Origin of the sequence: Rothia sp. P5766 (genome assembly GCF_048513555.1) — a bacterium.
Taxonomy (GTDB): Bacteria; Actinomycetota; Actinomycetes; order Actinomycetales; family Micrococcaceae; genus Rothia.
The window spans coordinates 1-23,463 of record NZ_JBLXXS010000007.1 but is presented as its reverse complement, the minus strand read 5'-3'; the positions used below and the strand labels follow the sequence as shown (position 1 = coordinate 23,463).

Genomic DNA, 23,463 nt, shown 5'->3' with positions numbered 1-23,463 from the left:
ATATTTCTGGTGTGGCAGGGTAAGCTAGAATAGCTAAGTATTACCCTTTGGGTAAAAGTCCCTCCGCTTCAATAAGGTGCAGGCATGTCCCCCCTTCTGTTGGTAAAACATGCAATTGTGGGTATATATACGTATATGATGTCAGTATGAAAGACGACGTTTTTGCTGTTATCGCTGACTCGACCCGGCGACACATTCTTCAGGCACTTGCTGTCGAGCGATTGGCTGTGGGTGAACTGGTCGAGGAGCTTGGCGTTAGCCAACCAACTGTTTCTAAACACCTTAAAGTCCTACGAACTGCCGGTCTTGTCGAAACCGAGGCCGTAGGTCAGAAGCGTTTCTATTCAATTACCCCAGCGCCCCTCCTTACTATCACTGATTGGGCTCAGACCCTCATCGATGCCCCCGCTCTCCAAACAGGAGAGTCCCAAACTGTTCCCACCCCCCAGGACGAAAGGGCTCACCCTGCCGACCAGCAGGTCAGCACGGACAGCCCCCCATCCCCCGAAAAAAAGGTTAGCCCGCTTGCTACAAGTAGCGAGCCAGAAGAAACCGAAGAAGAGCCCCCCGTGACTGCTGAAGTTACCCAGGAACAGGCTGATACCCCCCTTGTTCCTCACCCTAGGAATGCCGGTATTTTGATTACTCCTTTGACTGCTTTCACCCCGGTCCTTGACCGGTACACCGGTGAGCGAGCTGACGGGATTATTGATAAGGAACAGGTATTCCCCAGGCAGAAAGCAGAAAGTACCAAGGCTCTATCTGCAACATTAGATAACACATTTGCTGCAGAAGACCTTGAAACTGAAGCAACTCTTCAGCTTAAGCTGATGGCTCAGAACCTCACCTTAGATTCTGAAGACGAACAGGTTTCTCCAGGCGAGAATCCGCTTGTTCCCCAAGGCCTCTCCCAAGCTCAGCCTGCTCTTTCAAAGCTTGAGACTGATATTGATGCCCAAGCTGAGGCTGCTGTTGCGGAATCGCAGGAACGCGCATCTATCACAGAGGCGCAGGCAGCAGAAGCCGCTGAAGAAGGCGGTCTGCTGTCAAAGCTGGCTCGCTGGGGCCGTCGCAGCGCGCGCTAATCACTCCATAGACCCCTACCTGAGAGAAAACACAACCCTATATGGCACACCATCAGCAGTTTCTCGACTGGATTGAGAATGAACTGATTAACCAAAACCTGCATCTGGGAGATGAACTACCCGATGACAGAGTGCTGGCCCGCGAGGTGGGTCTCAGCCAAAATCTGATGCGTGAAAGCCTTAAGCACTGCGAAGAAATCGGGGTGCTAAGGCTCTATGAGGGGCGCAAGAAGAGCATCATCAGCGTTCTCTTGCGTGAGCCGGCATCATCGGCTGGCCCTGCCATCGGCCTCTACTTGGCCAGTTCACGAGCCCCGCGCCAGGACCTGTTAAACACCTGCCTGCTCCTGGAAAGCTACGCCTTGGCCGGGCCGTCTTTTGACCAGTCTGCCTTCCCCGAACTTGACCGGATTGTCGGGGCCATGCAGGATGCCGCTACCAGTCTCAGCGATTTCCACGACCTTGAGGCTGATTTTCATATTCAGCTGGGTCGTTTGTCGGGTAACGCCCTGGTCTCTGCCCTGTTGGCTACGCTGCGCGATGCCATGATTGAAGCGCGGTTTGAGCTTGTTAACCGGGTTCCCCTGTGGAGTGCGACATCGGCTCGTCTGCGTATGGAGTACCGTGCCATTGTCGATGCGGCTCGTTCTGGTGATCCTGCACTTGCTCAGACCCTTTTGCGAGCTAACCTGCATGAGCGTTTTGCTGAGGCAGGTCACCGGCTTGATCTGCCAGAGGACATGGGGCAGGAGGATGAGGACCCTCAGTTCACTCTGGAACCCGTGGATATTGATGCCAAGGGGCTCCTGCCGGAGCAGTGGGGTGGTGCAATTGAGCCAGACCTCTTTGAGGCTCTGGCAACCATTCAGCCCATTAAGTCTTCTGTTTCGCCTGCGCGGTCTGTCCTAGAGAAGAGCAAAGAACAGCCTGCGCCCGAACCGGTTACCGCCTCGCATGTGCAAACCGCGCCGGAAGCTCCGCTGGAGGAGGCCCCTGTAGAAGATGCTCCCGAAGTAGCCGAAGCTGTGACTGCACAGGAGGTCCTGACTGATGCGACCCCTCAAGCTAGCAAAGATACTGCTGAAGCTGAGAGCGCCCAGGCTCTTGTAGAGCCCAAGGGCCAAGAACCGGCAGAGCGTTCGGAAAAGGAGCCGCAAGCTAAGGCCGCAGAAACTCCTGAGCCTGATCTTGTGCTGGATAGCGAGGAAGAGAAGTCCCGTGAACCTGCTGTATCTGAACAGCCTGACCAGCAGCCCGAGCGTCCTGAGCCCATCGCGCTGGCAGAAGAGCGGGCTGTACCAACCGGTAGCGCTACGCGTAAGCGTCGCGGTACCGTCAGCCCCGTTGTTCGCGCAACGGTGATTCCACCGCGCCAGACCTCGCCCAAGCCGGTCCCGGTCCGGCGCCTCATTGACTGGCAACCGGTCGGCCAAGAAGACAAACCTCTTGTAGTTACTGAGCAGGTATCGGCTCCGGTCCAGAGGGTTCCGGTAGAAGACCTTGAAGAGAAGCTCAAAAACGAAGAAGCTCGTCTGGCTGCTGCCAAGAAGCTAGCTCGTCGTACTGAGACCAACCCTAGGGAATCAGGGGCCGCACCTGCTCGTGAGACTGGGCAGGTCGCTCATGCACCTGAAGCTCAGGTCATGGAGTCACCTGCGCCTGCAAGAGAAATCGCCGCATCTGAGCCGAAGCGCCCCAGCAGGGTAGCTTCTAAGAAGCTCTTCGATATCGTTAACTACTTTGGTTTTAAGCAGATGAAATCTCCGGTCAGGTCGGCTGTGCCCGCAGAGCATTCCCGCGATGTGGACGATACCCTGCATATACCTGATGAGCCTGAAACCAATTCGTTTGAGGGGTATGAGTACATCGACCCCCTTGCCGAGGACGACGGTGCAGCCGACTACTCTGATTGGGAGGATGAGGACCTGCACAAGAGCGCTCCCTGGCAGGATGAGACCTCGCAGGTTAAGAACGGCCAGGCCGAGCAGCCCCTACCGGCACAGACTGGCCAACCTACTGAGCCGGGTACTGCTGCGTCTGCCGGGAGTATCCTGAGCCAGAAAAAGGGTAAAAAGAAATCTAAGAAAAACCGCCGCTAAAGGCTCAGTGTGGGAAATGCAACGAGAAAATGTTCTCACTTGAGGGTGAACGGGCCTCGGAACGTCCTGTTTACCTGTACTCTTGACAGAGAGCGTTTTTTCACGCGGAGGGTATTTTTGTGCCCAAAAGCGTGTGTAAGGGAGCGTTTATACCGGTATAACCCCCGGATAGCTACCGTACACACCTGAACTATCAGGTGGTGTCGGCCGGGTATCAACCACTCTATTTAATAAGTGAGGTGAATCCTATGGGTTCAGTTATCAAGAAGCGCCGCAAGCGTATGTCGAAGAAGAAGCACCGCAAGCTTCTCCGTAAGACTCGCCACCAGCGCCGCAATAAGAAGTAAATTCTTCACCGTGAGCCTCGCACCTTTGGGTGCGGGGCTCACGCTCTTTAAAGTGTGGCGAGAGGTGCTGGCGCGATAGAGTAAAGACTATGGCCACACCGCTTATTGAACTTCTGACCAAGCCAGGGTGCCACCTGTGCGAATCTGCCCGGCATGCAACCCAGGAGGTTGTCTCAGGCTTTGACCTGAGTTTTACCGAGATTAACGTTGAGGATGACCCCGACCTTTTGGAGCGGTACCGTACCGAGATTCCGGTCTTGCGGGTGGACGGGGAGGTTAAGGACTTCTGGCAAATCAACACTAAGCGTCTTGCTCGCCTGCTGGAGAAAAAACTGGCTGGCTAAAAACGTTGGGCCAGGCAAAGCCCTGACAGACCGCAGTGGTGGCCAAGAGATACCCGGGCTCTTCAGGTCGGGTTAGCGCTTGTTGGCCGCGTCTGAGAGACTAGGTATATGAGCACACCACAACAGGCTACTGTTACTGTCCACCTGATGCGCCACGGCGAAGTGCACAATCCGGATCGTATTGTGTACGGGCGCCTACCCAACTACCACCTGTCCGAGACCGGGCAGAAAATGGTGGGTCTGAGCGCTGAAGAGTTTAAGCGCCGCTCCGATGCCGGGGCCAATATCGTGCACCTGGTCTGTTCGCCGCTCACCCGCACCCGGGAATCTGCCGCACCGATTGAAGAGCTCCTGGGCCTGACCGCTCAGCCCGATGAACGTGTGATTGAAGCCGATAACTACTTTGAGGGCCTGCATGTCAATAAGCAGGAGCTGCTGGGGAACCCCTCACACTGGAAGCACCTGGTGAACCCCCTGCGTCCTTCCTGGGGTGAGCCCTACAGGGAACAGGTTGCCCGTATGGCAGAGGCCATTAAGGACGCCGCACGCACAGCCTATGAGCTGGGGGGTGATGGCGCCGAGGCAATCATTGTGTCCCACCAGCTCCCCATCTGGATGGCCCGCACCTCGGTGGAGGGTGGTCTGCTACCGCATGACCCCCGCGCACGCCAGTGTAATTTGGCTTCCATTACCAGCCTTAAGTTCAAGAATATTTTTGCTCCTGGCAAGCCAAAACTCTCTTATGTTGAGCCTGCTGCGGAGCTGTACTCAGGTGTTATTCAGTTACCCGGGTCATAATAGCCCAGTTGCATCCTCACACCCTCTGACTCGAAAGACCCCCTTTTTATGTTGACTCCTTCTGACCTACGAGTGAGCCGTAAGCAGGCTCTGGGGCTCTTTGCTCTGGGCACTGTGGGGCTTCTATCTGCCTGCTCGCAAGGCCAAGATTCTCTGGCATCCCAGGCTGATGCGGGGGACGCTAAGGGATATATTGCCGGTGATGGTAGCGTCACCGAATACGCGCAGGGGGAGCGGGGGCAACCCGTTGAATTTGAGGGTGAGCTGTTTGATGGTTCGGTTGTTCGAGCATCAGAACTGCGCGGTAAGCCGGTCCTGATCAATTTCTGGTACGCAGGGTGTGCGCCCTGCCGCGCTGAAGCTCCCTGGCTCAACGAGCTTCATGAGAGCTATGGCCAGAAAGTTATCTTCTACGGTGCTAACGTGCGCGATGAAAAAGGCACCGCTGAAGCCTTCGAGAAAAAATTTGGGGTTGCCTATCCCTCCTTTAGGGATCTGAACGGCAAGGTGCTCCTTGCCATGAGCAAGTATGTTCCTGCTCAGGCCGTGCCCACTACTGTTGTGCTCGATGCCGAAGGGCGTGTAGCCGCCCGCATCTTAGGGCAGATTGATAAATCGGTTCTCAAAACCCTGCTCGAAGACCAAATCAGTGCCTAACTACGGCCAAATAGTTCTTGATGGCTCACTATGGCTGGCTCTGCCCCTGGCGGCTTTAGCCGGCCTGGTGTCCTTTGCCTCGCCCTGTGTGCTACCGCTGGTACCCGGCTATGTTGGCTATGTTACGGGCCTATCGGGTGGCCAGATGAGTGCCCGCCACCGAACCATCCGCATGTTGGTTGGGATTAGCCTATTCGTATTCGGCTTCTCTCTGATTTTCGTGCTGATGTCGGTGGTACTCGCTCAACTGGGTGCCGCCCCCTGGCTACGCGGTCAGCGCTGGGTTGATGTGCTCCTGGGAGCCCTGGTCATTCTGATGGGCCTGATTTTTATGGGGCGCTTCAACTTTTTCCAGAAGGACCGAAAAATCGAGGCAAAACCACCGGCAGGGCTGTGGGGAGCACCGATTCTGGGGATGACTTTTGGCCTGGGGTGGGCTCCCTGCATCGGCCCCACCTTTGCCGCCGTCCAAACCCTTGTCTACACCGGCGGGTCAGGTAATACTAAAGCTATTCTTCTGACGCTGGCCTACTGCCTAGGGCTGGGTATTCCCTTCCTGCTGGTAGCCCTGGGGATCAGCAGGGGTGTTAACACCCTGGGGTGGGCACGCCGCCACCGCCTACTCCTGCAGAAACTGGGCGGGGCCATGCTGATCCTTATCGGTATTCTGCTAGCCACGGGAGCCTGGACCTCCATGATGTCCTGGTTCCAAGCTACGGTTCCGGTCTACCAGCTCCCTATCTAAGTATCGGTACTCACCACCACACAAATACCCGCACTCATTACTCAAGGAAATCATGGCTGAGACTCAAGACGCGGCGGCACTCGGGCCGCTAGAAATGCTCCGCTGGGCCTGGACGCAGCTCACCAAGATGAACACCGCGCTCTTCTTGCTGCTCATGCTGGCTGTTGCCGCTGTGCCCGGCTCGGTCTTTCCCCAGCGTATTCAGGACCCTGCAAAGGTCAATGACTACATCAAAGCGCACGAGACGTGGGGCCCTATTGCCGATAAGCTCCAGCTCTTCGATGTCTTTTCTTCAGTCTGGTTCGCCTCTATCTACATTCTGCTCTTTATCTCGCTGATTGGGTGCGTTATCCCTCGCGCTCTCAAACACTTCCGCTCGATGCGCTCTGCTCCTGCGCGCACGCCCAAGAACTTTAACCGCCTACCCCAGCACCGTACCCTCATGATTCCCCTGGGCGAGGGCACCGAAGGGCTCACAGCCCAGCAAGCCATTGAAGACGCTGCGGCTATCCTCAGGAAGCGCCGCTACCGGGTAGAGATCCGCCAGGAAGCAGACGCTGTCAATGTAGCGGCTGAACGTGGCTATCTACGCGAACTGGGCAATATCCTCTTCCACCTGGCCATGATGGGGGTGCTGGTCGCCGTTGCTGTTGGGTCCCTCTTTGGCTACAGCGGCCAAAAGATTGTTGCGGAAGACGAAACTTTTGTGAACTCCCTGATGAGCTATGACTCATTCAGCCCCGGTACAAACTACAACCCCGACTGGCTGGTCCCCTACGCCGCGACCATGGATACCATGACGGTAGAGTACGACCGGCAGAAAGGTTCCCCCACCTACGGGGACGATATTGACTACTCTGCCGAGTTCACTCTCACTGATTCCAAGGGGGAAAGCCGCCAGCAGACCCTCAAGGTCAATGAACCTATCTACTTTGAGGGCACCAGCATCTACCTGCTGGGAAACGGCTATGCTCCCGTCATCAAAATAAGCAATGACGACGGTACCGTAGCTTTTGAAGGCCCCGTGGTAGGCCTACCGGCGGGTAAGAGCTACCTGTCATCGGTGGTTCTTAAGGTTCCCGACGCGAGCCCCGACCAGCTGGGCTTTGTGGGTATGTTCCTGCCTACCGGCGAACGAACTACCGGGGCCGCACCGACCTCAATCGACTCAGACCTCTATAACCCCATGCTGGTTCTTCAAAGCTACACCGGTGACCTGGGGCTCGATAAGGGGGTGCCCCAGAATGTCTATGTGCTTGACCTTGAAAGCCTAACCGGGCTGAATACCATGGCCCAGGGCAACGGTATCGTCCTTGATGCAAGCAATACCAAAGCCACCATGCCCGATGGACACGGCACTGTCGAGTTCCTGGGCGTCAAGCGGTACGCTGGCTTAGAAATCCGCTCGGATCCGGGCCGCCCGCTAGCACTGGCATCCTTTATCCTGCTCTTTGCGGGCCTGATTATTTCGCTCTTTGTGGCTCGCCGCCGTGTTTGGGTGCGGGCCCGTGAAACAGGGGAGGGTGCGGAGCGCGCACTCACGGTCGAGTATGCCCTGCTGGCTCGTGGCGAAGACCCCCGTCTAAGCCTAGAAGCAGATAAGCTCACGGACTTGCTCGCTGAGCGATGGGGACTAGAATTTGATGAAGCATAACCACCCGTGCACACCGGCTCTGCAGGTGCGCCGCCCCATACAGGCCTCGGCCTCCTAACCCTGCTTGTAGCACCTTTTGAATCGAGAAGCCTATGCCAGAAATTAACGAAACGTTCGCCCGCTGGAGTGAACTCTTTATGTACCTTGCGGCGCTTACCTACATGTTTGCTTTCATTGCCTTCAGCTGGGATGTTGCCGCTAACTCGCGCATTACCAAACGGCTTGAAGCCGCCCAAGAGTCCAAGAAGGAACTTGTGGGAGCAGGCGTGGGCGGCAAGTCCGCTTCGGTGCCTGCTGCAGTTATCAGCAGTACCGAGCAAGGAACCGGTGCTCGTGGCATGGGCTACCAGCGTGTGGCCGCCGCTAAGATTTCTGCCCATGTGGCAGATTCGGATATGCGCTATGGTAGCGGTGAGCGTCGTCCGGCTGCGCGTGCTGCGGTAGCTATCATGGTACTGGGCTGCCTTGTTCACGCTGCTGGTGTGGTGACCCGTGGTTTGGCTGCCCACCGGGTTCCCTGGGGCAACATGTACGAGTTTTGCACTACCGGTGCTTTCTTGGTGACTGCTGTGTTCCTGGTGTTCCTGGTTTTCCGTGACCTACGTTTTGTGGGCACTCTGGTTTCGGGGCTGGCCCTCGTGATGATGACAGCGGCCACTATGGGCTTTAATACACCGGTGGGCCAGCTTAAGCCCGCCCTGCAAAGCTACTGGCTGGTTATTCACGTTTCTATTGCGGTGCTGGCCTCTGCGGTCTTTACCATCACTTTTGCCATGGCCGTTCTTCAGCTTGTGCAGACGGCCCGTGAGCGTCAGATTTTGGCCGACCAGGACACCTCATTGACCCGTATGGGCTTTATGCGGTTGATTCCCTCGGCTACCGCGCTGGAAAACTTTGCTTTCCGCTTGAATACCGTGGGTTTTGCGATGTGGACCTTTACTCTAGCTGCTGGTGCTATCTGGGCTGAAAAGGCCTGGGGCCGTTACTGGGGCTGGGACACCAAGGAAGTCTGGACCTTTATTATTTGGGTTGTTTACGCGGCCTACCTGCACGCCCGTGCAACCCGGGGTTGGTCTGGCCCGCCGTCCGCCTGGCTCTCTATTGCTGGCTATCTCTGCATTATCTTCAACTTCACCGTGGTGAACGTCTTCTTCTCTGGCCTACACTCTTACTCGGGTCTGTAAGCGCTCCTAGGGCTAGGTGCTCAGCGCCGGTCTCTTCTCTGCTGATGGGCAGGGAAGAGACCGGCTTTTTTTTGTGGGTTCCCAGGGTAACTCTTGAAATCTATCTAGGTACATGTTCTACTTAGTGATGAAAGGAGCGGACTATGGCAGACAGCATGTACCCCCAGGCTCTGATCAGAGCCACCCTGCCCCTGGCCATCCTGGCCTGCCTTGAAGCCGCACCAGCCCATGGATACGGCCTGGCCCAACACCTCGAGCAGTGGGGGTACGGCAAGCTTAAGGGCGGTTCCCTCTACCCAGCTCTCTCCAAATTAGAAGACGCAGGCTTTGTCACTACTAGCTGGACTCAGGGCGAGAAGGGGCCCGCCCGCAGGCTCTACGCCATTACGGGTGCCGGTCACCACCATCTAGAAGCCCAACGCAGCCGGCTGGCGGAACTGGCCCAGCAACTGGGTGCTCTGCCTGTCGCTCTTGCCACCACTGGCTGAAAGATTTTAAGGAGGAGCTATGACAAGGACCCCCTACGAAAGACTGACCGAAGAGATCAGGCAGATTAGTGATCTGTCTGAAGATACCGACTGGGTACAGGCCGCCTTCGCCACCCTAGCCACCAACTCCGTCAAAGCCGTAACCAGCGAAAGCGCAGTGCGGGGCGTTATCCGGCAGGTAGAGGCAACCGGGCAAAGCCCAGCCCAACTTTACGGCCCGCCGCAGGAATGGGCCGCCCACAAAATTGCGCTCTGGCGCGACAAGGGAACCCAGGTCTTTCTTGAAGACACACCCCTAGGCCTGAAAGAATTTATTGGCTTTGGTTTGTGCCTGGGGGCCTTCTACTCTCTTCTCTTCCTGCTGGTCTTAGCGCTACCGAGCGACCGCCAGGCCGACCCCAAAATAGGGATGCTAGCGGCCCCCCTGCTTCTGGCTTTCCTTACCCTAGGGGTAGGTGCCCTCTACCAGCGGGCCAATAGGCGCTGGGGGTTTGTCAAGGCTCTTACAGCCTGTGCCCTCTTCACGCTCCTTGGCTCTGGGGCAACGGCGGGCGTCTTTGGGTTGCTCGGTGCTAGCAGCACCCGCTATTCCCCCTGGTGGCTCCTACTGATTGCAGCTGTTCTCGGTCTACTGGGAGCCTTAGCCTTCAAATACCTCCCAGAGCCCTCACCGCACACAGCACAGGAATTGGTGCCCGGTGATGAAGCTGCCTGGCTATCCGTTTTCATCCAGGAACTGCGATCCCGGGGCGATATGACCGAAGCCCGTGCCCGCGAAGAAGCCTACCGCGTGAGAGAACACCTAGCCTTCAGCCAAAATAGTGCCCTAGAAGAGTTTGGTGATCCCGTTACCTATGCCCGCTCACTGGCCGGGCAAGGCAAGGTCCCGCCCTACCGCAACCTCCTGAGAGCCTCGCTTAGCCTAGGGGCCTGCTGCTTTTGGGCCTACAGCGCTTTTGCCGTCAATGACCCACAGGCTCTTAGCTGGAAACTACCCATCCTATTCCTGCTCGTGATACTGCTGGTCACGGAGGCCCGTAAAAGCTGGCCGCCTACCATAAGGCCCAGAAGCCCCTGGCCTAGAAAATCAAGCCTAGAAAACCGGCAAAAATGAGGCCCCCGTAGCGACTGCTACGGGGGCTCAGGTTTATGAGGGACTGCCATCTTCTGGCTTATGGTCGGGGTCCTCGGGATCTTGAGGGTCAGCCCGCTCAGCGTCAGCAGGGTTCTTCAGCCCTTTGCGCTCGCGGTCCTGCTTCTCTCGTCTGGCCCTAGCCTCAAGAAAACGAAGATACTCGGGGTCGTCATCGGGGGCTACCACCGGTTTCTCAACAGGCGCGCCGAAAGAGCCGTACCGTGATTTAGGCGGCCTGCCCAACCAGAACCAGAGCACAGACCCCAGTAAGGGGAACAGAATCAAAACAACCAGCCAGGCCCCCTTAGGTAGGGTCCTTACCAGGCCCCGGTCGCTCTGAGCGGCATCCAGAACAGAAAAAATCCACACACCCACTAGCAGTGCGGCACCGCCAATAATCAAAATAGCTCTACCCATACCCTCTAGTGTGGCACGTTCCAGCCCGCTAGATGAGCTTGTGCGCTGATAGCGAGGTAAACCGACCGGGCAGGGTAGACTGGGGGAGTGAATTTTTTCAAGTACTCCTTGCTCCGACTCAGTCTTGCGGCTTTAGCTTTCTTCGCCGCCTACTATATTGGGGCGGGCCTTTACCTCTCCGCTATCTGCGGTGTCATCATTGGGTTCGCAATCTGCTACCTTGCCTTCCCCCGCCTGCATGTTGCCGCCGCTGGCGATTTTAACCGTCTGCTCAAGCGCAAGCCCCATGAGAAGACTACTATCGCTGAAGAAGATCAGGCCGTCGAAGACCAAATCGACGAGGCCAACCGCTCACATCAGAGCCTCTAAAACACTATCAGGGACGCTCCACCGGGGCGTCCCTGATGCGTTGATGGGGTACTTATCTTATGCGGGCTCTGAATCACCAGCTGGCTTTAGTAACCGGTAAAGACCGTAGCCCGCTCCGCGAAGATCTCTAAGGGGTGGAGTATCACCGCTAGGGCAATAAAAATTGAGTAGCAGAGGGCTATAAAGCCCGCCTGCTTGAGCACGGGAATGAGCTGCAGCCCCAGGGCACCGGAGAGCACTACCAGGCAGGAATGAACAACCGGGCCAATCAAAATAAAGGTGAGAACAAACCAGGGATTACTGGGGACCAGCAGAACAGTTAAACCTAAGCCCAGGGCCATCTCTACGGTGTAGGTCAAGCGTGAAACCCTGTCCCCCAGGCGGACAGCCAGGGTCCTCTTGCCGGCCTCAATGTCGGTGGGTATATCACGGACATTATTGGCCATGAGCAGGGCGCAGGAGAAGAGCCCCATAGCCACGGCACAAACCCAGGCGGTGAGAGTAAGCTGGGCAGTTTGGGTGAACATCGTACCCAGGGTAGCGACCAAACCAAAGTAGATAAAGACAAAGATATCGCCTAGACCCAGGTAGCCGTAGGGGTGCTTGCCGCCGGTATAACCCCAGGCCGCCAGTACCGCAGAAGCACCGATGGCCAGGAACCACCACTGCTGGGAGAGCATGATCAGCCCCAGGCCGCTCAGCCCGGCAAGACCGAAGCAGAGGAAGGCCGCCAGCTTGACCTGGTAGGGCTTGGCAACTCCCGATCCGACCAGGCGCAGGGGGCCAACGCGCACCTCGTCTGTTCCTTTAACGCCGTCGGAGTAGTCGTTGGCGTAGTTGACTCCCACCTGTAAGAAAAAGGCCACCAGAAAGGCCAGTAGAGCCCGTTCTGGCCTGAACTCCTTGACTTCGTAGGCGGCGGCGGAGCCAGCAATGATGGGTGCGGCGGCCAGGGGGAGGGTGCGTAGGCGCGCTCCTTCAATCCACTGTGCAACTGTTGCCACTGCTTGCTCCTTGTACTTTATCGGGGTAATTGGCGGGGATAGCCCACATAAACACCCTATTATCCCACTTTTTACTGGGCTAGGGGTTTAGCCGGTGCGTGAGGCCCACCGCGTGGCCAGGTTGTCCTTGACTGTTTTCCGGTCGGGTTTGCCCGTGCTGAGGATAGGGAAGCCTTGCGGGAAGAAGTCAATGAGCTTGGGTGCTGAGGCCGGGCCCAGCTGCTGGGCAACCCACTCCATCAGTTCGCTGTCCAGGTTTTCAGGCCGGTGGTTGGCGGCTGCATCGTTTGCTCCGGCTAGGGTCACGGCGGCGGAAATAACCTGACCCCACCGAGGATCGGGGAGCCCAAAGACCAGGGCCTCCTGAACGAGCGGGTGGCTTTCGAGAGCGGTGGCCACCTGCCGGGCACTTGTTTTGATACCACCGGAGATGAGCACGTCGTCGCTTCGCCCCTGCACGGTGAGCCTGCCGGTGGCGGCATCAAAACTACCGAGGTCGTCGGTGCGGTACCAGCGGGTGCCGCTGGGGTCGATGAAAAAGTGTGCGGCTGTGCGCTGGGGGTCCTGCGCGTAGCCGCTGGCAATGGTCGGCCCGCCCAACCAGATTCTGCCGGGTGCGCTGGTATCTTCCGCCGGCTCTATCTGCACGCACACACCGGGCAGGGGGGTAGCCTCGTAGACGCAGCCCCCGGCGGTTTCGGCTGAACCGTAGGTTCTGATAACGGGCAGATGCAGTTGCCGGGCCGTCGCGATCAGCTGGGCGCTGGAGGGAGCACCACCGAGCAGAACAGCCGAGAAGGAACGCAGGGCGTCCACTGCGGCCTGGCGCAGGGCGACATCCGGTGTTTCAAGCAGCCGGTGGAGCTGGGTCGGCACGAGGGATACCAGCCGCTCGCGGGCAGTGAGCCGCTCTGCACTATCTACAAAGTCGCGGGCACTAAAGCTGGTTCCCTCAGCAATGGAACGGGTGAGTACGGGCCGGGTACCTGCCAGCACTGAGCGGGCTAGCACCTGGGCACCGGCAACATAGTGGACCGGTAGAGCTAGGAGCCACTGGGCTGAACTGCAGTCGGTTACCCTGCTGGTTGCGTCGGCAGAAGCCTGGAGGGCACCTGCGCAGAGCACAATCTTTTTAGGCCGACCGGTAGAGCCGCTGGTGGCTACGACAAGCGCCGGAGTGGTGGGGTTTTCATCAACCTGCCTAAAGGCCCTACCAAAGAGGGCCAGGGAACGCTCCACCTGTTCCTCTACTGCACCGATTGGTGCCCCATCCACCATGACGGCGGAGCCCGGGCTGGGTAGGGGCGGTGCAGGTAGGGGGGTGAGCTGGTGTGTGTGCATGATGTTCTCCAGTTTACGCCTGGGCGGTGAGTGGCTCTTAGCCCAATCCGCTTGATAGTGTTGTGGGTAACAGTAATGCTAGGGGTGGCCCCTGGTAGAAGAAAGGGAAATAGTGTTTTCTATTGGTGCTGGTGGGGTCTTTGCCTTGCTAATCCAGCTAGCGTTCTTTGGGTTGGTCTTTTGGGCCATGCTGGTTTTCCACAAGAAGAACAAAGCTGAGATCCGGGTAATTCGTAAGCGCCTGGGCTTGGGACAGGACCTTGATGCTAGGGGAGGTAAGTAGCCATGAGTCTGACTCTTGCAGACGGGGCTAACCCGCTGGCACCCACTACTGGTGAACTGGTTATCACTATTGTTGGCCTGGTCTACCTGGTGGCAGTGCTGACTCTTTTTGTTTTCTCCATTGTGGTGCTCTTGACGTGGGTGCGCAAGAATAAGCTGCGCGTCATTGAGCTGGAATTTGAAGAACAGGCCATCGACCGCCGCCGCGCTCAGGGTGGGCAAGAGGCAGAGTAGCTGTTCCCTCTTGCGCACCGACATGCGGAGGCCCCCTTTCAGTTGCGCGAGAGAAACCGCGCAGGTGGAAGGAATACAGCGAAAATACGTGAGCGCATTCTTGATGATAAGGGAATAATCCTTGCTCGGGAGCCTCAAAACATAAGCAAAGGGCATCCCTGCACCCGATAGATGCTTGTACCCCCAACTCTGTGCTCCTAAGAAAAGGAGCCTGGGCCAACAGCAAATACTGCTTTATCTTCAGGGATTTAGTGGTTTGAATTTATATCACATAATTATTGAACGCCGGTAGTTCTAGGAGGGCCTGGTGGGAAATGAAATTGATAATCGAATTGTGTTTCTGGTTGGAAACGGTTTTGATATATTTGCTCTTAAACATGTAGGGAGTAAGTGTGCCACCTCTTTTGAGTCATTCTATTATTTTTTTAAAAATGAGTAATTTTAATGAAGAAAATTTACTTCTTGAAAAATGGAGGGCTTGAAAGACGATGGTGCACCAAATTGGAGTGACTTCGAATCGGCACTAGAAACTGTATATAAAGGACTTCCTGTGTTGGACGGCTTAAGGAAGGCCTGAATGAAATACAGATTCAGTTTTCAAATTTTTTAAACTTCGTTGTTAATGACCATGTTTTAGAGTCGATAAACAAGCTAGCTGGAGATAATCAATGTGAATCTTAAACTTACGGAGGTTTTTGGGCGACCTAAGCTGTATCAAGCTTGATTCTCTGGGTTTTACCAGGAGCGCAAGTAATCATCAGAAATTAAAGTTTGATATTTTTAACTTTAACTATACTTCGTTGCTCGATAATTTCCTGTACCTGGGAAAAGCAATTTGACCCTCATCCCTCTGCCACTGTCGAAAATAACTTCAAGTTCTCCCCGAATCCTAGAGGTTTGAATCTATCCACTGCCTTGTAAAAGCCGAGTTTTGGTGCGTCCATCTGATTTTTCGTTGAGGCTATTCGTAGTGGTACCTGACTGCCGCGATTCTGATAGTGTCGTCAACGATTTTATAAACCAGCCTGTGCTCCTCTGTTATTCTGCGGGACCAGTACCCCGAAAGATTATTGCGCAGAGCTTCCGGCTTGCCAATGCCCTCATTGCCATTGCCCTGAATATCTTTGAGCAAGGCGTTGATCCGTTTAAGCACCCTACGGTCCTGGGCCTGCCACCACAAGTAATCTTCCCAGGCGCTCTCACTCCACAACAGTTTCATAGGCTCGCTAACCTTCTGCAAGGGTATGAGTTTTGCCCTCACCAGACTCAAGCTCCTCAATTGAGTTAAGTAAGCGGCGTGCATTGGCGGGGGAACGCAAAAGATAAGCTGTTTCCTTGAGAGACTCGTACTCGGCCAGGGAAAGAATTACGGCAGGTTCGCGCCCAGCGCGGGTAATGATTACTTCTTCACGGTCATCAACCACAGAATCAAGTACCTGGGCGTATCTAGAACGTGATTCTGTGTAGGTCATAGTTTTCATAAAATCCTCCTGTACAGGAAACTGTACCTATGCTGAACCTATTCGACAAGGTAAAGTGCGCAAAGAAATACGGGGTTTCCTTCCAATTGCGCGAGAAAGCCGCGCATTCGACAGGAAACCCCGCATCTGGGTAAAACCGGTGGGGAACAGAAGCCCTAGAAGTAGTAGGGGTAGCTTTCCCAATCAGGATCACGCTTCTCTAAGAAGGCATCGCGGCCCTCTACCGCCTCATCGGTCATGTAAGCCATACGGGTTGCCTCACCGGCAAAGACCTGCTGGCCCACCATGCCGTCATCGGGCAGGTTAAAGGCGAACTTGAGCATACGGATAGCCTGCGGCGACTGGCGCGCAATATGCGCCGCGTACTCCAGGCCCTTCTTCTCTAACTCAGCGTGCGGCACTACCTCGTTCACCGCACCCATTTCGTACATACGCTGGGCATCGTACTCCTTGGCCAGGAAGAAAATCTCGCGCGCAAACTTCTGGCCCACCTGCCGCGCCAATAGTGCCGAGCCGTAACCCGCATCAAAAGAGCCCACGGTTGCGTCGGTCTGCTTGAACTTACCGTACTCCTCAGAGGCAATGGTCAGGTCCGCGACCACGTGCAGGGAGTGTCCACCTCCTGCCGCCCACCCGGAGACCAGGGCAATGACCACCTTGGGCATGGTACGAATCAGGCGCTGGACCTCCAGAATATGCAGGCGGCCCGCGCGGGCAGGGTCGATGGAGTCGCGAGTCTCGCCCTCGGCGTAGCGGTAGCCATCGCGGCCGCGAATACGCTGGTCCCCGCCGGAGCAGAAGGCCCAGCCGCCGTCCTTGGGTGAGGGGCCGTTACCGGTCAAAAGTACGGTGCCCACGGTGGAGGTCATGCGGGCATGATCCAGTACCCGGTAGAGCTCATCAACGGTGTGTGGGCGGAAGGCGTTGCGGACCTCGGGGCGGTCAAAAGCGATCCGTACGGTGGGAAGGTCCCGCACAATTTCGCCGGTAGTCTTGCGTTCTACCTGCCGGTGGTAGGTGATGTCTGTAAGGTCTTCAAAGCCCTCGACCAGTCGCCAGGAGTGGGGGTCAAAAATATCGGAAACTTGTGCGGGAAGTTGGTTAGTCATGCCACCAGTTTACCCAGGCAAGTACAGAAGCAGGCGCACGGGGGCAGGCAAGCTGGTTGGGGGCTGGAATACATTGCCCAGCGAGTGTGAGCGAGCCGGGCAAGAGGGGCGCTTGCCACTGCTGTACCTGCTGTTAGGAATGGACATAAAACCGCCCCGCTATCCTTGCCTTGGGGCAGATAGCGGGGCTGTCTTATCTCTTGGCTGAGGCGCTTGTTAGCGAGTAAGTTCCACGGCGCGGTCGAACTCTTGGTTGATTTCCTGGGCCTGAACGGAGTCACCCTTGTAGGTGGCTATCGAGACCAGGTAGGCCACGAGCAGGTTAATCAGGAAGCCGGGGACAATCTCATACATGTAACCGGAGAGGGTGTCGTTGTAACCCCAGATGAAGACGGTTGCTGTACCTGCCAGCATACCGGCAACCGCACCGGCGACAGTCAGCTTACGCCAGTAGAGGCAAAGCAGGACGATGGGGCCAAAGGCGGCACCGAAGCCGGCCCAGGCGAAGGACACCAGGGACAGGACCGACGAATCCGGGTTCCAGGCCAGGGCGGCGGCAATGAGAGCAACAGCTAAAACAGCACCGCGGCCCAGCCACAGCCCCTTGGAAGCGGAGAGCTCCTTGCCCTTGCTGGTGAGCTTGTAGAGGTCCTCAGCCAGCGCTGAGGAGCAGACAACTAGCTGGGAAGACAGGGTAGACATGATGGCAGCGAGAACGGCAGCCAAAACAAAACCTGCGAGAAGGGGGTGCAGGAGATACTGGGACATATCCAAAAAGACTGATTCAGCGTTTTTGGTGTCGGTTAGCTGAGCCTCAGGGTGACGGGCAAAGTAGGCGATACCGATCAGACCGGCGCTCATAGCGCCGATAATTGTCGCTAGCATCCAGGAGATTCCGATACGGCGGCCGGCGCGGGCATCAGCTACGGTGCGCAGACCCATAAAGCGCACGATAATGTGGGGCTGCCCGAAGTAGCCCAGGCCCCAGGCCATGGAGGAGAGAATACCCAGCAGACTGGTGCCTGCAAAGAGCGAAAGAGCCGTGGGATTGACGGACTCGATGGTGGTTTCTAGGCCCGAGAAGCCGCCCACATAGAAGAGCGCCATGATAGGTAGAACAATGAGCGCTACGAGCATGAGCAGACCCTGAACCATGTCGGTGTAGGTGGCACCCAGGAAGCCACCAAAGAGCGTGTAGAGCATGGTAATGCCTGCCACCAGCACCATGCCGGTGTGGTAGTTGCCCCCAAAGGTGGACTGGAAGAAAACACCACCGGCCACCATGCCAGAGGACACGTAGAAAGTGAAGAAGATCAGGATAACCACTGCAGAGAAGATGCGGATGGCCCCGTAGGGGTCGCGCAGACGGTTATGGAAGAAGCTGGGGACGGTCACGGAGTTCCGCGATACTTCGGTGTAGCTCCGCAGACGGGGAGCAACAAATTTCCAGTTGAGCCAGGCACCTATGGTCAGGCCGACTGCAATCCAGGCTTCTGCCAGGCCAGTGATGTAGAGCGCGCCGGGCAGTCCCATGAGTAGCCAGCCGGACATGTCTGAGGCTCCGGCTGAGAGAGCGGCGGCTGTTGGGGAGAGGGAGCGACCGCCGAGAACATAGTCATCGAGGTTGTTGTTTTTGGTTTTGGCCCAGATGCCGATGCCAATCATGGCGGCAAAGTAGATGGCCAGGGCCACCAACTGGTAGGTGGTGTTGCTCATGAGCTCCTCTTGGATGTTACGCGCTCCCATAGAGGCCAGCCATAGTTACGGCGGCGGTGGGGCACTGGTGTGGGTATGGTCAGGTGACAAGTACCCTTGTGAGGTTACTTGAAGCTAGGTCAAACCTAAGATTTTAGCCTGTGGGTTAGCTTACACCTTATAGGTCATTTTGACACTTTCTCCTGCAGGTTCCCATGCTTTCGAATCTGTGATGACCAGCCTTGAGCTGGGCTTAGCAATTCCTCATTTTTCTACTCACCCTTAGGATGTGCTATGTCCGTTGACGGCGGCGCTAAGGGCGATCGCCAAGCGGTTGGTGCGCCATACAATGTAGGCCCCGGAGGCCGCCACCAGCAGAATCCCCAGGTAGGACCAGGGGGTGAGTATCTCACCGAGCAAGACAGTTCCTACTGCGGCTCCGACTACCGGGTCGATAGAGAAGAGGACGCCAATAACGGCGGCACTGGTTAGCTGGCCGGCGATATTATCGGCTGAGTAGGCCAGCGCCACACCTATAATGGCGGAGAGCGCCAGCTTGAACCAGGTGCCACTGTCGAGTTCTGGCACAGCGGGAAGCGAGAGGGGGAGCATGAGCATGGCAGATAAAGCTAGGGACAGAGCCGTGCCCTTGAGTCCGCTGGTGGCTGGTGATGCGGAACCCAACCGCGCCGAATAGAGAGTGTAGCCTGCCATGGCAGTTGCCGCTCCTAGCGCCCAGATAAAGCCCAGGGGGTGATAACCACCTGCTAGCGTGGGACCGGCAATCAGGACTACACCGACTAGGGCTACCAGGGCAAAGACCCCGTCGCGGAGCCTCCTTACTCCTAGAAGAGCTACCGTGAAAGCACCTAGGTACTCAAAAGTGACAGCAACCCCTAAAGGGATGTAGTGCACAGCATTATAAAAGCAGACGCTCATGAGGCTTAGGACTAGAGCGTACACCAGTACCTGACAGGCATCCTTTTTACCCAGGGCCAGGGGATTAGGGCGCACCAAGACCCAGAGAACAACCGCCGCAATGAGGGTACGGAGGGCCGCCACCCTGCTGGCCCCCAGGCTCTCAAAGAGAGGGGATACGATAGCTGCCGATATTTGGATTCCCAGCGAGCCGGTCAAAATCAGCAGGAAGGCAGCCGTACCCCGGTGTTCGGCGGGGATACGCTCACGCAGGCTTTTGGGGTTCTGAACTATTGGGTTACTCATAGGCTTTATAGGCAGCAGGTACTTTCCAGGAGGGGATCAACCACGATCCAGGGGGCCCGGCCAATCTTGTCCGGTGAAAAGACGCTGAGCATTTCAGCGGCGCTTTCAGGCAGATGCGGGGTGCTGGTATTACCGCCTGAAGCAGTGATCGGGGGGAGCGGGATAGAGCCCGAAATCATCCGTAGAATCTCAGCCTGGCTTACCCCAGCTGCCTGTAACTGGGCAAGGGTGACAGCGCCATCCCGCTTAGCTAGCCTCTTGCCTTGGGTGTTTAGGGCTAGTGGCACATGCGCGTAGGTGGGCACCCCAAGGCCTAGCAGGGTTGCCAGGTAGGCCTGTCGGGGCGCACTGGAGAGCAGATCATCGCCTCGCACCACCTGGGTCACACCCTGATAGCCGTCATCGACAACGCAGACCAGGTTATAAGCGTAGGTGCCGTCATTACGCACCAGCACGAAATCGTCTACAGCGTCGGTATAACTCCCCGCGAAGTAATCGGTGACGGTGAAAGAATCAGTGTGCGCTCGCAGACGAAGGGCGGCCGGTCGTTGGGCGCGACGGGCGGCGCGTTCGCTTTCAGTCAGCTTGCGGCAGGTGCCGGGGTAAGCGCCCGGTGCACCGTGAGGAGCTGAGGAAGCCTCTTGGATTTCGCGGCGGGTGCAGAAACACTCATAGACCAGACCTTCCGCTAGTAGCTTCTCCACAGCGGCCCGGTAGGCCGGTAGTCGTGTGCTCTGGTAGAGGGTCTTACCGTCCCAGTCAATGCCTAGGGCAGCGAGGTCGGCAAGCTGGCCTTCAGCAGCCCCTGCCTTAACCCGGTCGAGGTCTTCAACGCGCATGACAAACCTGCCCCCGGCTGAGCGAGCGAATAACCAGGCCAGGAGGGCCGTGCGGAGGTTCCCCAGGTGCAGGTCACCCGATGGTGAGGGCGCATAGCGACCGCAGGGAGGGAGGGTGTCGGGGTGTGTTTGAGGCATGCAACCAGTGTAGCTGGGACAGGGCCATCCTGCGCTTCTAGGGGGAAATAGGGGCCTCTTAGGGTCTCATGTCTCAGAATCGGGCATAAATCACTGTGGTGAATATGTGACAAAAGATTGCGCTGACATGGCTAGGCAGTTTCACGTAGGGGAGTGTGTCAAGAAATAAGCCCCTCAGAAGCTAATAAAGGGGGGAGCGACCTTCAGAATTCAAGTACCTTAGAGAGTATGGCTAGAACTATTGAAATTGCCGATGGTATCTATCAGATCTCAACGGACAACTACCGGCTGAACTCGGGGCTCATTGTGGGAACCGAGAAAGCACTCGTGGTTGAAACCGGTGCAGGCCCACGTCAGGGCGCGGAGATTCTGCGAGCGGTGCGCCGGGTGACTGACCTCCCTCTGGTAGTCGTTAACACCCATGCCCACTTCGACCGTTTTATGGGCAATGCTGTGTTTAAAGCCGACGGTGTGGACGATTTCTGGGCTCACCCCCGAGCGGCCCGCGCTATTGAGGCCTATGGTGACCGCCAGCGTCTTTATGTTGAGGTCCTGGAGCCGGAGATGGCGCACGATCAGGGCCCCAACACCGAACTTGTGACTCCCAACCGTTTGCTCCCCGGTGACGGTAACCGCCCGGCTTTTACCCGTGTTGAGCTCGGTGAGCGCGCGGTAACTCTTATGTATCTGGGTCTTGCCCATACCGACGGTGACGTGCTGGTGGGTGTGGACGATGTCCTCTTCACCGGCGATCTGGTAGAGCAGGGCTCTGATCCTGCCTTTGACGATTCTTACCCTCAACACTGGGTGCGCACGCTGAGAACCCTTGCTGGTTTGGACCGGTACCGGATTTTTGTTCCGGGTCACGGTAATCCCGTGGAGAGTTCCTTTATTGAGCGTATGGCTAGCACTATGGAAGATGCTATCCAAAGCATCGCTGACTCTGCCCTGAAAAAGGTTAAGGGTGCTACTACAGCTTCTATGTACCAGCTACCGTACTCGGGGGGCTCCACCCGTATTTTGCTGGATCGTCTGCTCAAACTTGAGGCTTTTGAGGCTCAGGGTCAGGGCCTTTCTGAGGCTACCTTCCAGGAGAATGTCGCTAGTGGTCTGACCGGACCTATTACTCTGGGCCGGGGTTAGGCTTTTAGCCTCAGAGGCCGGCAGAACCTGCACAGAAATAGCTTGATAGACGGATGGCCGCCCAAAGGGCGGCCATCCGTCTTATTCAGGTATAGAAATTTTTAGTAGGCCCATACCCGCTTGTAGGCGCTACGTTGCTTATTCTGTGGGCGGAGCAGGGCAACCTGGATGCAGGTGGTAAAGGCTGCCACCGAAGCGATGAGGCAGAGCGCTGCCATAAAGGCTGAACCGGGAATCGGGTTGGTGTAGGTGACCCAATAGAGGGCGGCGGCGCAAAAACCAACAAAGAACCCTGAAATGGAGAGCAGCGGGACCAGGATGAGACCTGAACGCTGGGTGTTGCTCATATCGAGTTCTTCGGAGCGCATGAACCGCAGTATCACAAGGCCGAGGACTCCCCAGAGCCCGGTCAGGGTGATAGCTGTTATGACATCACCGGGGCGGTGCCAGCCGTTGATGACGGTTGAATAACCTGCTGCTACGGTGAAGCACATGCTCAGGAGGGCAACAGTGGGCCGGAACCGTTTAGGCGAGGCCAGGAAGAGCGCTAGACCGGAGGCTGCCGCAAAGGTTGTGTGACCTGACGGGGCAGAGTTAATGAGGGCTTCCTGGATGCCCAGGTCAGGTTTGACGATGATGTAATTTTTGAGCACCTGGCTTGAGAGGTTAGCGCCCAAGGCCATGCCCAGGCCTACGAGCGCCGGGAGGAAACGGTGCTTCCAGACCAGTACAAAGAGGATTCCAACGGCCGCAATAATTCCCGCTGCGGCCGGGATGGAGTCGAGTAGGCTGGATGTCTGGTCGGTGTAGGTCATGAACTGGTAGGAAAACTCCTGGAAGGAGACTTCATCGAGTTCTTGGCCAATGGATGTCCCGACGAAGAAGAAGAAAGCGGCAACCATGAGGAAGAAGAGGGTTCCGGCGGCAAAGAAGTGCTGGATGAGGGTCCAGAGGGAGGGCCTGGTCTGCCTGATATGTGACGGGGTGAGCATCTGGAGTCGGCCGGAGGGTGAGTTCTCGCCTGCATGTGCTTCGACCGGCTGGCCGGGTACCCCCAGCATGTGGGGCGGTAGCGGCTGGGCCTGCTGGTAGGAGCGGGCGGGCGCAGTGTGAGCCGGGGCATAGAGGGGCCGGGGCTGGCGCTGGGCAGTCAAGGGGGCTTGCTGCGCCGTTGGAGTTTGCTGGGCTACCGGGCGTTCTTGGGCGTTACTTGCTGCGCGTGCTGCGCGTTCCTGCCTGACCCGCTCAGCTGTCTGCATTGCTTTTGCTTTTGCAGTGGCTAAACCAGTTTTGGCGGCGTTTATTCCCTGTAAACCGCTTTCTTGCAGTTTGGTTTTGAGCTCATCGCGTTTGAGTGGCACGGTAGGGTCAGCCATGGCGGGGGCTGCTGGGCGGCTTGAGGGAAGAACAAGGGTCGCATCGGGATCGGGATCAAAGGTTCCGAGAGGGGCGGTAGGTGCACTATCTTGGGAGCTCTGGGGCGCTGTTTGCTGGGCGGATACCGGTAGCACAACTGTCGCGTCTGCATCCTCTACGGCGGTAGGGCCCTTATGGGGGGGGGGGGGGGGAGGAGGACTGGGGGGGCTTGGGGCTCTGGGGGGGGGCCCCGGCCGGGGGGGTACGGGGGGGGGGGGCGCAGCCCGGGGGGCCT

Annotated in this window: 25 protein-coding genes; 15 read left to right on the top strand and 10 right to left on the bottom strand. The window is 57.1% G+C overall.

All coding sequences use genetic code 11. From position 1 onward, the window contains the following. Positions 1–146 precede the first annotated feature (146 nt). The 11 genes from ACN08V_RS04900 to ACN08V_RS04850 all read left to right on the top strand — a co-directional run bounded on the left by ACN08V_RS04900 (position 147) and on the right by ACN08V_RS04850 (position 10,515). The gene (locus ACN08V_RS04900; RefSeq protein ID WP_419104748.1) at positions 147–1,085 is read left to right on the top strand and encodes an ArsR/SmtB family transcription factor; all 939 of its coding nucleotides are present in this window, start codon (positions 147–149) and stop codon (positions 1,083–1,085) included. Between the two features lie 41 nt (positions 1,086–1,126). Further along, positions 1,127–3,184, top strand: coding sequence for an FCD domain-containing protein (locus tag ACN08V_RS04895; protein WP_419104747.1), 2,058 nt, complete (start codon positions 1,127–1,129; stop codon positions 3,182–3,184). Positions 3,185–3,432: 248 nt separating this feature from the next. Continuing rightward, positions 3,433–3,531, top strand: coding sequence for a 30S ribosomal protein bS22 (locus ACN08V_RS04890; protein WP_005504750.1), 99 nt, complete (start codon positions 3,433–3,435; stop codon positions 3,529–3,531). Between the two features lie 89 nt (positions 3,532–3,620). Beyond that, positions 3,621–3,875, top strand: a complete 255-nt coding sequence (locus tag ACN08V_RS04885; RefSeq protein ID WP_419104746.1) for a glutaredoxin family protein — start codon at positions 3,621–3,623, stop codon at positions 3,873–3,875. Positions 3,876–3,983: 108 nt separating this feature from the next. Then, positions 3,984–4,673, top strand: a complete 690-nt coding sequence (locus ACN08V_RS04880) for a histidine phosphatase family protein (protein WP_419099194.1) — start codon at positions 3,984–3,986, stop codon at positions 4,671–4,673. A gap of 48 nt (positions 4,674–4,721) precedes the next feature. Then, complete coding sequence (locus ACN08V_RS04875) at positions 4,722–5,330, top strand: TlpA family protein disulfide reductase (protein WP_419104745.1); 609 nt, start codon at positions 4,722–4,724, stop codon at positions 5,328–5,330. Beyond that, the gene (locus ACN08V_RS04870; protein WP_419099196.1) at positions 5,323–6,075 is read left to right on the top strand and encodes a cytochrome c biogenesis CcdA family protein; all 753 of its coding nucleotides are present in this window, start codon (positions 5,323–5,325) and stop codon (positions 6,073–6,075) included. Before ACN08V_RS04875 ends, ACN08V_RS04870 begins: the two co-directional genes overlap by 8 nt. Positions 6,076–6,127: 52 nt before the next feature. Then, a complete protein-coding gene (resB, locus tag ACN08V_RS04865; protein WP_419104744.1) occupies positions 6,128–7,729 on the top strand; it encodes a cytochrome c biogenesis protein ResB in 1,602 nt (533 codons plus the stop codon). A 92-nt stretch (positions 7,730–7,821) separates the two neighbouring features. Continuing rightward, positions 7,822–8,913, top strand: coding sequence for a c-type cytochrome biogenesis protein CcsB (gene ccsB, locus ACN08V_RS04860; RefSeq protein WP_419099198.1), 1,092 nt, complete (start codon positions 7,822–7,824; stop codon positions 8,911–8,913). A gap of 143 nt (positions 8,914–9,056) precedes the next feature. Continuing rightward, positions 9,057–9,401 (top strand): PadR family transcriptional regulator, encoded by a 345-nt coding sequence (locus ACN08V_RS04855; protein ID WP_419104743.1) that lies wholly within the window; start codon positions 9,057–9,059, stop codon positions 9,399–9,401. 19 nt (positions 9,402–9,420) lie between these two features. Continuing rightward, positions 9,421–10,515 (top strand): hypothetical protein, encoded by a 1,095-nt coding sequence (locus ACN08V_RS04850; protein WP_419104742.1) that lies wholly within the window; start codon positions 9,421–9,423, stop codon positions 10,513–10,515. 33 nt (positions 10,516–10,548) lie between these two features. Here ACN08V_RS04850 and ACN08V_RS04845 read toward each other — a convergent pair whose 3' ends face one another. Next, complete coding sequence (locus tag ACN08V_RS04845) at positions 10,549–10,953, bottom strand: PLD nuclease N-terminal domain-containing protein (RefSeq protein ID WP_419104741.1); 405 nt, start codon at positions 10,951–10,953, stop codon at positions 10,549–10,551. A gap of 87 nt (positions 10,954–11,040) precedes the next feature. Here ACN08V_RS04845 and ACN08V_RS04840 point away from each other — a divergent pair, with 87 nt between their 5' ends. Further along, the gene (locus ACN08V_RS04840) at positions 11,041–11,322 is read left to right on the top strand and encodes a hypothetical protein (protein WP_419104740.1); all 282 of its coding nucleotides are present in this window, start codon (positions 11,041–11,043) and stop codon (positions 11,320–11,322) included. 86 nt (positions 11,323–11,408) lie between these two features. Here ACN08V_RS04840 and ACN08V_RS04835 read toward each other — a convergent pair whose 3' ends face one another. Both ACN08V_RS04835 and ACN08V_RS04830 read right to left on the bottom strand, forming a co-directional pair. Further along, positions 11,409–12,326, bottom strand: a complete 918-nt coding sequence (locus ACN08V_RS04835; RefSeq protein WP_419104739.1) for a 1,4-dihydroxy-2-naphthoate polyprenyltransferase — start codon at positions 12,324–12,326, stop codon at positions 11,409–11,411. A gap of 87 nt (positions 12,327–12,413) precedes the next feature. After that, complete coding sequence (locus ACN08V_RS04830) at positions 12,414–13,667, bottom strand: AMP-binding protein (protein ID WP_419104738.1); 1,254 nt, start codon at positions 13,665–13,667, stop codon at positions 12,414–12,416. 112 nt (positions 13,668–13,779) lie between these two features. Here ACN08V_RS04830 and ACN08V_RS04825 point away from each other — a divergent pair, with 112 nt between their 5' ends. Both ACN08V_RS04825 and ACN08V_RS04820 read left to right on the top strand, forming a co-directional pair. Beyond that, positions 13,780–13,950, top strand: coding sequence for a hypothetical protein (locus tag ACN08V_RS04825; RefSeq protein WP_419104737.1), 171 nt, complete (start codon positions 13,780–13,782; stop codon positions 13,948–13,950). A gap of 2 nt (positions 13,951–13,952) precedes the next feature. Next, complete coding sequence (locus ACN08V_RS04820) at positions 13,953–14,183, top strand: hypothetical protein (protein WP_419104736.1); 231 nt, start codon at positions 13,953–13,955, stop codon at positions 14,181–14,183. Between the two features lie 961 nt (positions 14,184–15,144). Here the strand turns inward: ACN08V_RS04820 and ACN08V_RS04815 are convergent. From ACN08V_RS04815 to gluQRS, 6 genes are all read right to left on the bottom strand, one after another. Continuing rightward, positions 15,145–15,402: a Txe/YoeB family addiction module toxin gene (locus tag ACN08V_RS04815; protein ID WP_419104735.1), complete on the bottom strand. Its 258-nt coding sequence runs from the start codon at positions 15,400–15,402 to the stop codon at positions 15,145–15,147. Between the two features lie 7 nt (positions 15,403–15,409). Further along, the gene (locus ACN08V_RS04810; protein ID WP_419104734.1) at positions 15,410–15,664 is read right to left on the bottom strand and encodes a type II toxin-antitoxin system Phd/YefM family antitoxin; all 255 of its coding nucleotides are present in this window, start codon (positions 15,662–15,664) and stop codon (positions 15,410–15,412) included. Positions 15,665–15,819: 155 nt separating this feature from the next. Continuing rightward, positions 15,820–16,773, bottom strand: a complete 954-nt coding sequence (locus ACN08V_RS04805) for a 1,4-dihydroxy-2-naphthoyl-CoA synthase (RefSeq protein ID WP_419104733.1) — start codon at positions 16,771–16,773, stop codon at positions 15,820–15,822. 216 nt (positions 16,774–16,989) lie between these two features. After that, positions 16,990–18,489, bottom strand: a complete 1,500-nt coding sequence (gene putP / locus ACN08V_RS04800) for a sodium/proline symporter PutP (protein WP_419104732.1) — start codon at positions 18,487–18,489, stop codon at positions 16,990–16,992. 261 nt (positions 18,490–18,750) lie between these two features. Then, a complete protein-coding gene (locus tag ACN08V_RS04795) occupies positions 18,751–19,692 on the bottom strand; it encodes an EamA family transporter (RefSeq protein ID WP_419104731.1) in 942 nt (313 codons plus the stop codon). Between the two features lie 5 nt (positions 19,693–19,697). Continuing rightward, on the bottom strand, positions 19,698–20,669 hold the full coding sequence (gluQRS, locus tag ACN08V_RS04790) for a tRNA glutamyl-Q(34) synthetase GluQRS (RefSeq protein ID WP_419104730.1): 972 nt from the start codon (positions 20,667–20,669) through the stop codon (positions 19,698–19,700). A gap of 228 nt (positions 20,670–20,897) precedes the next feature. Here gluQRS and ACN08V_RS04785 point away from each other — a divergent pair, with 228 nt between their 5' ends. Beyond that, positions 20,898–21,812, top strand: coding sequence for an MBL fold metallo-hydrolase (locus ACN08V_RS04785; protein WP_419099214.1), 915 nt, complete (start codon positions 20,898–20,900; stop codon positions 21,810–21,812). Between the two features lie 101 nt (positions 21,813–21,913). Here ACN08V_RS04785 and ACN08V_RS04780 read toward each other — a convergent pair whose 3' ends face one another. After that, entirely contained in the window at positions 21,914–23,323 is a 1,410-nt protein-coding gene (locus ACN08V_RS04780; RefSeq protein ID WP_419104729.1) for a phosphatase PAP2 family protein, read from the bottom strand. Positions 23,324–23,463 lie beyond the last annotated feature (140 nt).

Bases quoted from the DNA above. Each gene is read 5' to 3' on its own strand.
- gluQRS (WP_419104730.1), bottom strand. From the start codon at position 20,669: ATGCCTCAAACACACCCCGACACCCTCCCTCCCTGCGGTCGCTATGCG.
- ACN08V_RS04900 (WP_419104748.1), top strand. From the start codon at position 147: ATGAAAGACGACGTTTTTGCTGTTATCGCTGACTCGACCCGGCGACAC.
- ACN08V_RS04885 (WP_419104746.1), top strand. From the start codon at position 3,621: ATGGCCACACCGCTTATTGAACTTCTGACCAAGCCAGGGTGCCACCTG.
- ACN08V_RS04875 (WP_419104745.1), top strand. From the start codon at position 4,722: ATGTTGACTCCTTCTGACCTACGAGTGAGCCGTAAGCAGGCTCTGGGG.
- putP (WP_419104732.1), bottom strand. From the start codon at position 18,489: ATGAGCAACACCACCTACCAGTTGGTGGCCCTGGCCATCTACTTTGCC.
- ACN08V_RS04855 (WP_419104743.1), top strand. From the start codon at position 9,057: ATGGCAGACAGCATGTACCCCCAGGCTCTGATCAGAGCCACCCTGCCC.
- ACN08V_RS04795 (WP_419104731.1), bottom strand. From the start codon at position 19,692: ATGAGTAACCCAATAGTTCAGAACCCCAAAAGCCTGCGTGAGCGTATC.
- ACN08V_RS04805 (WP_419104733.1), bottom strand. From the start codon at position 16,773: ATGACTAACCAACTTCCCGCACAAGTTTCCGATATTTTTGACCCCCAC.
- ACN08V_RS04820 (WP_419104736.1), top strand. From the start codon at position 13,953: ATGAGTCTGACTCTTGCAGACGGGGCTAACCCGCTGGCACCCACTACT.
- ACN08V_RS04845 (WP_419104741.1), bottom strand. From the start codon at position 10,953: ATGGGTAGAGCTATTTTGATTATTGGCGGTGCCGCACTGCTAGTGGGT.
- resB (WP_419104744.1), top strand. From the start codon at position 6,128: ATGGCTGAGACTCAAGACGCGGCGGCACTCGGGCCGCTAGAAATGCTC.
- ccsB (WP_419099198.1), top strand. From the start codon at position 7,822: ATGCCAGAAATTAACGAAACGTTCGCCCGCTGGAGTGAACTCTTTATG.
- ACN08V_RS04810 (WP_419104734.1), bottom strand. From the start codon at position 15,664: ATGAAAACTATGACCTACACAGAATCACGTTCTAGATACGCCCAGGTA.
- ACN08V_RS04830 (WP_419104738.1), bottom strand. From the start codon at position 13,667: ATGCACACACACCAGCTCACCCCCCTACCTGCACCGCCCCTACCCAGC.
- ACN08V_RS04850 (WP_419104742.1), top strand. From the start codon at position 9,421: ATGACAAGGACCCCCTACGAAAGACTGACCGAAGAGATCAGGCAGATT.
- ACN08V_RS04880 (WP_419099194.1), top strand. From the start codon at position 3,984: ATGAGCACACCACAACAGGCTACTGTTACTGTCCACCTGATGCGCCAC.
- ACN08V_RS04785 (WP_419099214.1), top strand. From the start codon at position 20,898: ATGGCTAGAACTATTGAAATTGCCGATGGTATCTATCAGATCTCAACG.
- ACN08V_RS04890 (WP_005504750.1), top strand. From the start codon at position 3,433: ATGGGTTCAGTTATCAAGAAGCGCCGCAAGCGTATGTCGAAGAAGAAG.
- ACN08V_RS04895 (WP_419104747.1), top strand. From the start codon at position 1,127: ATGGCACACCATCAGCAGTTTCTCGACTGGATTGAGAATGAACTGATT.
- ACN08V_RS04815 (WP_419104735.1), bottom strand. From the start codon at position 15,402: ATGAAACTGTTGTGGAGTGAGAGCGCCTGGGAAGATTACTTGTGGTGG.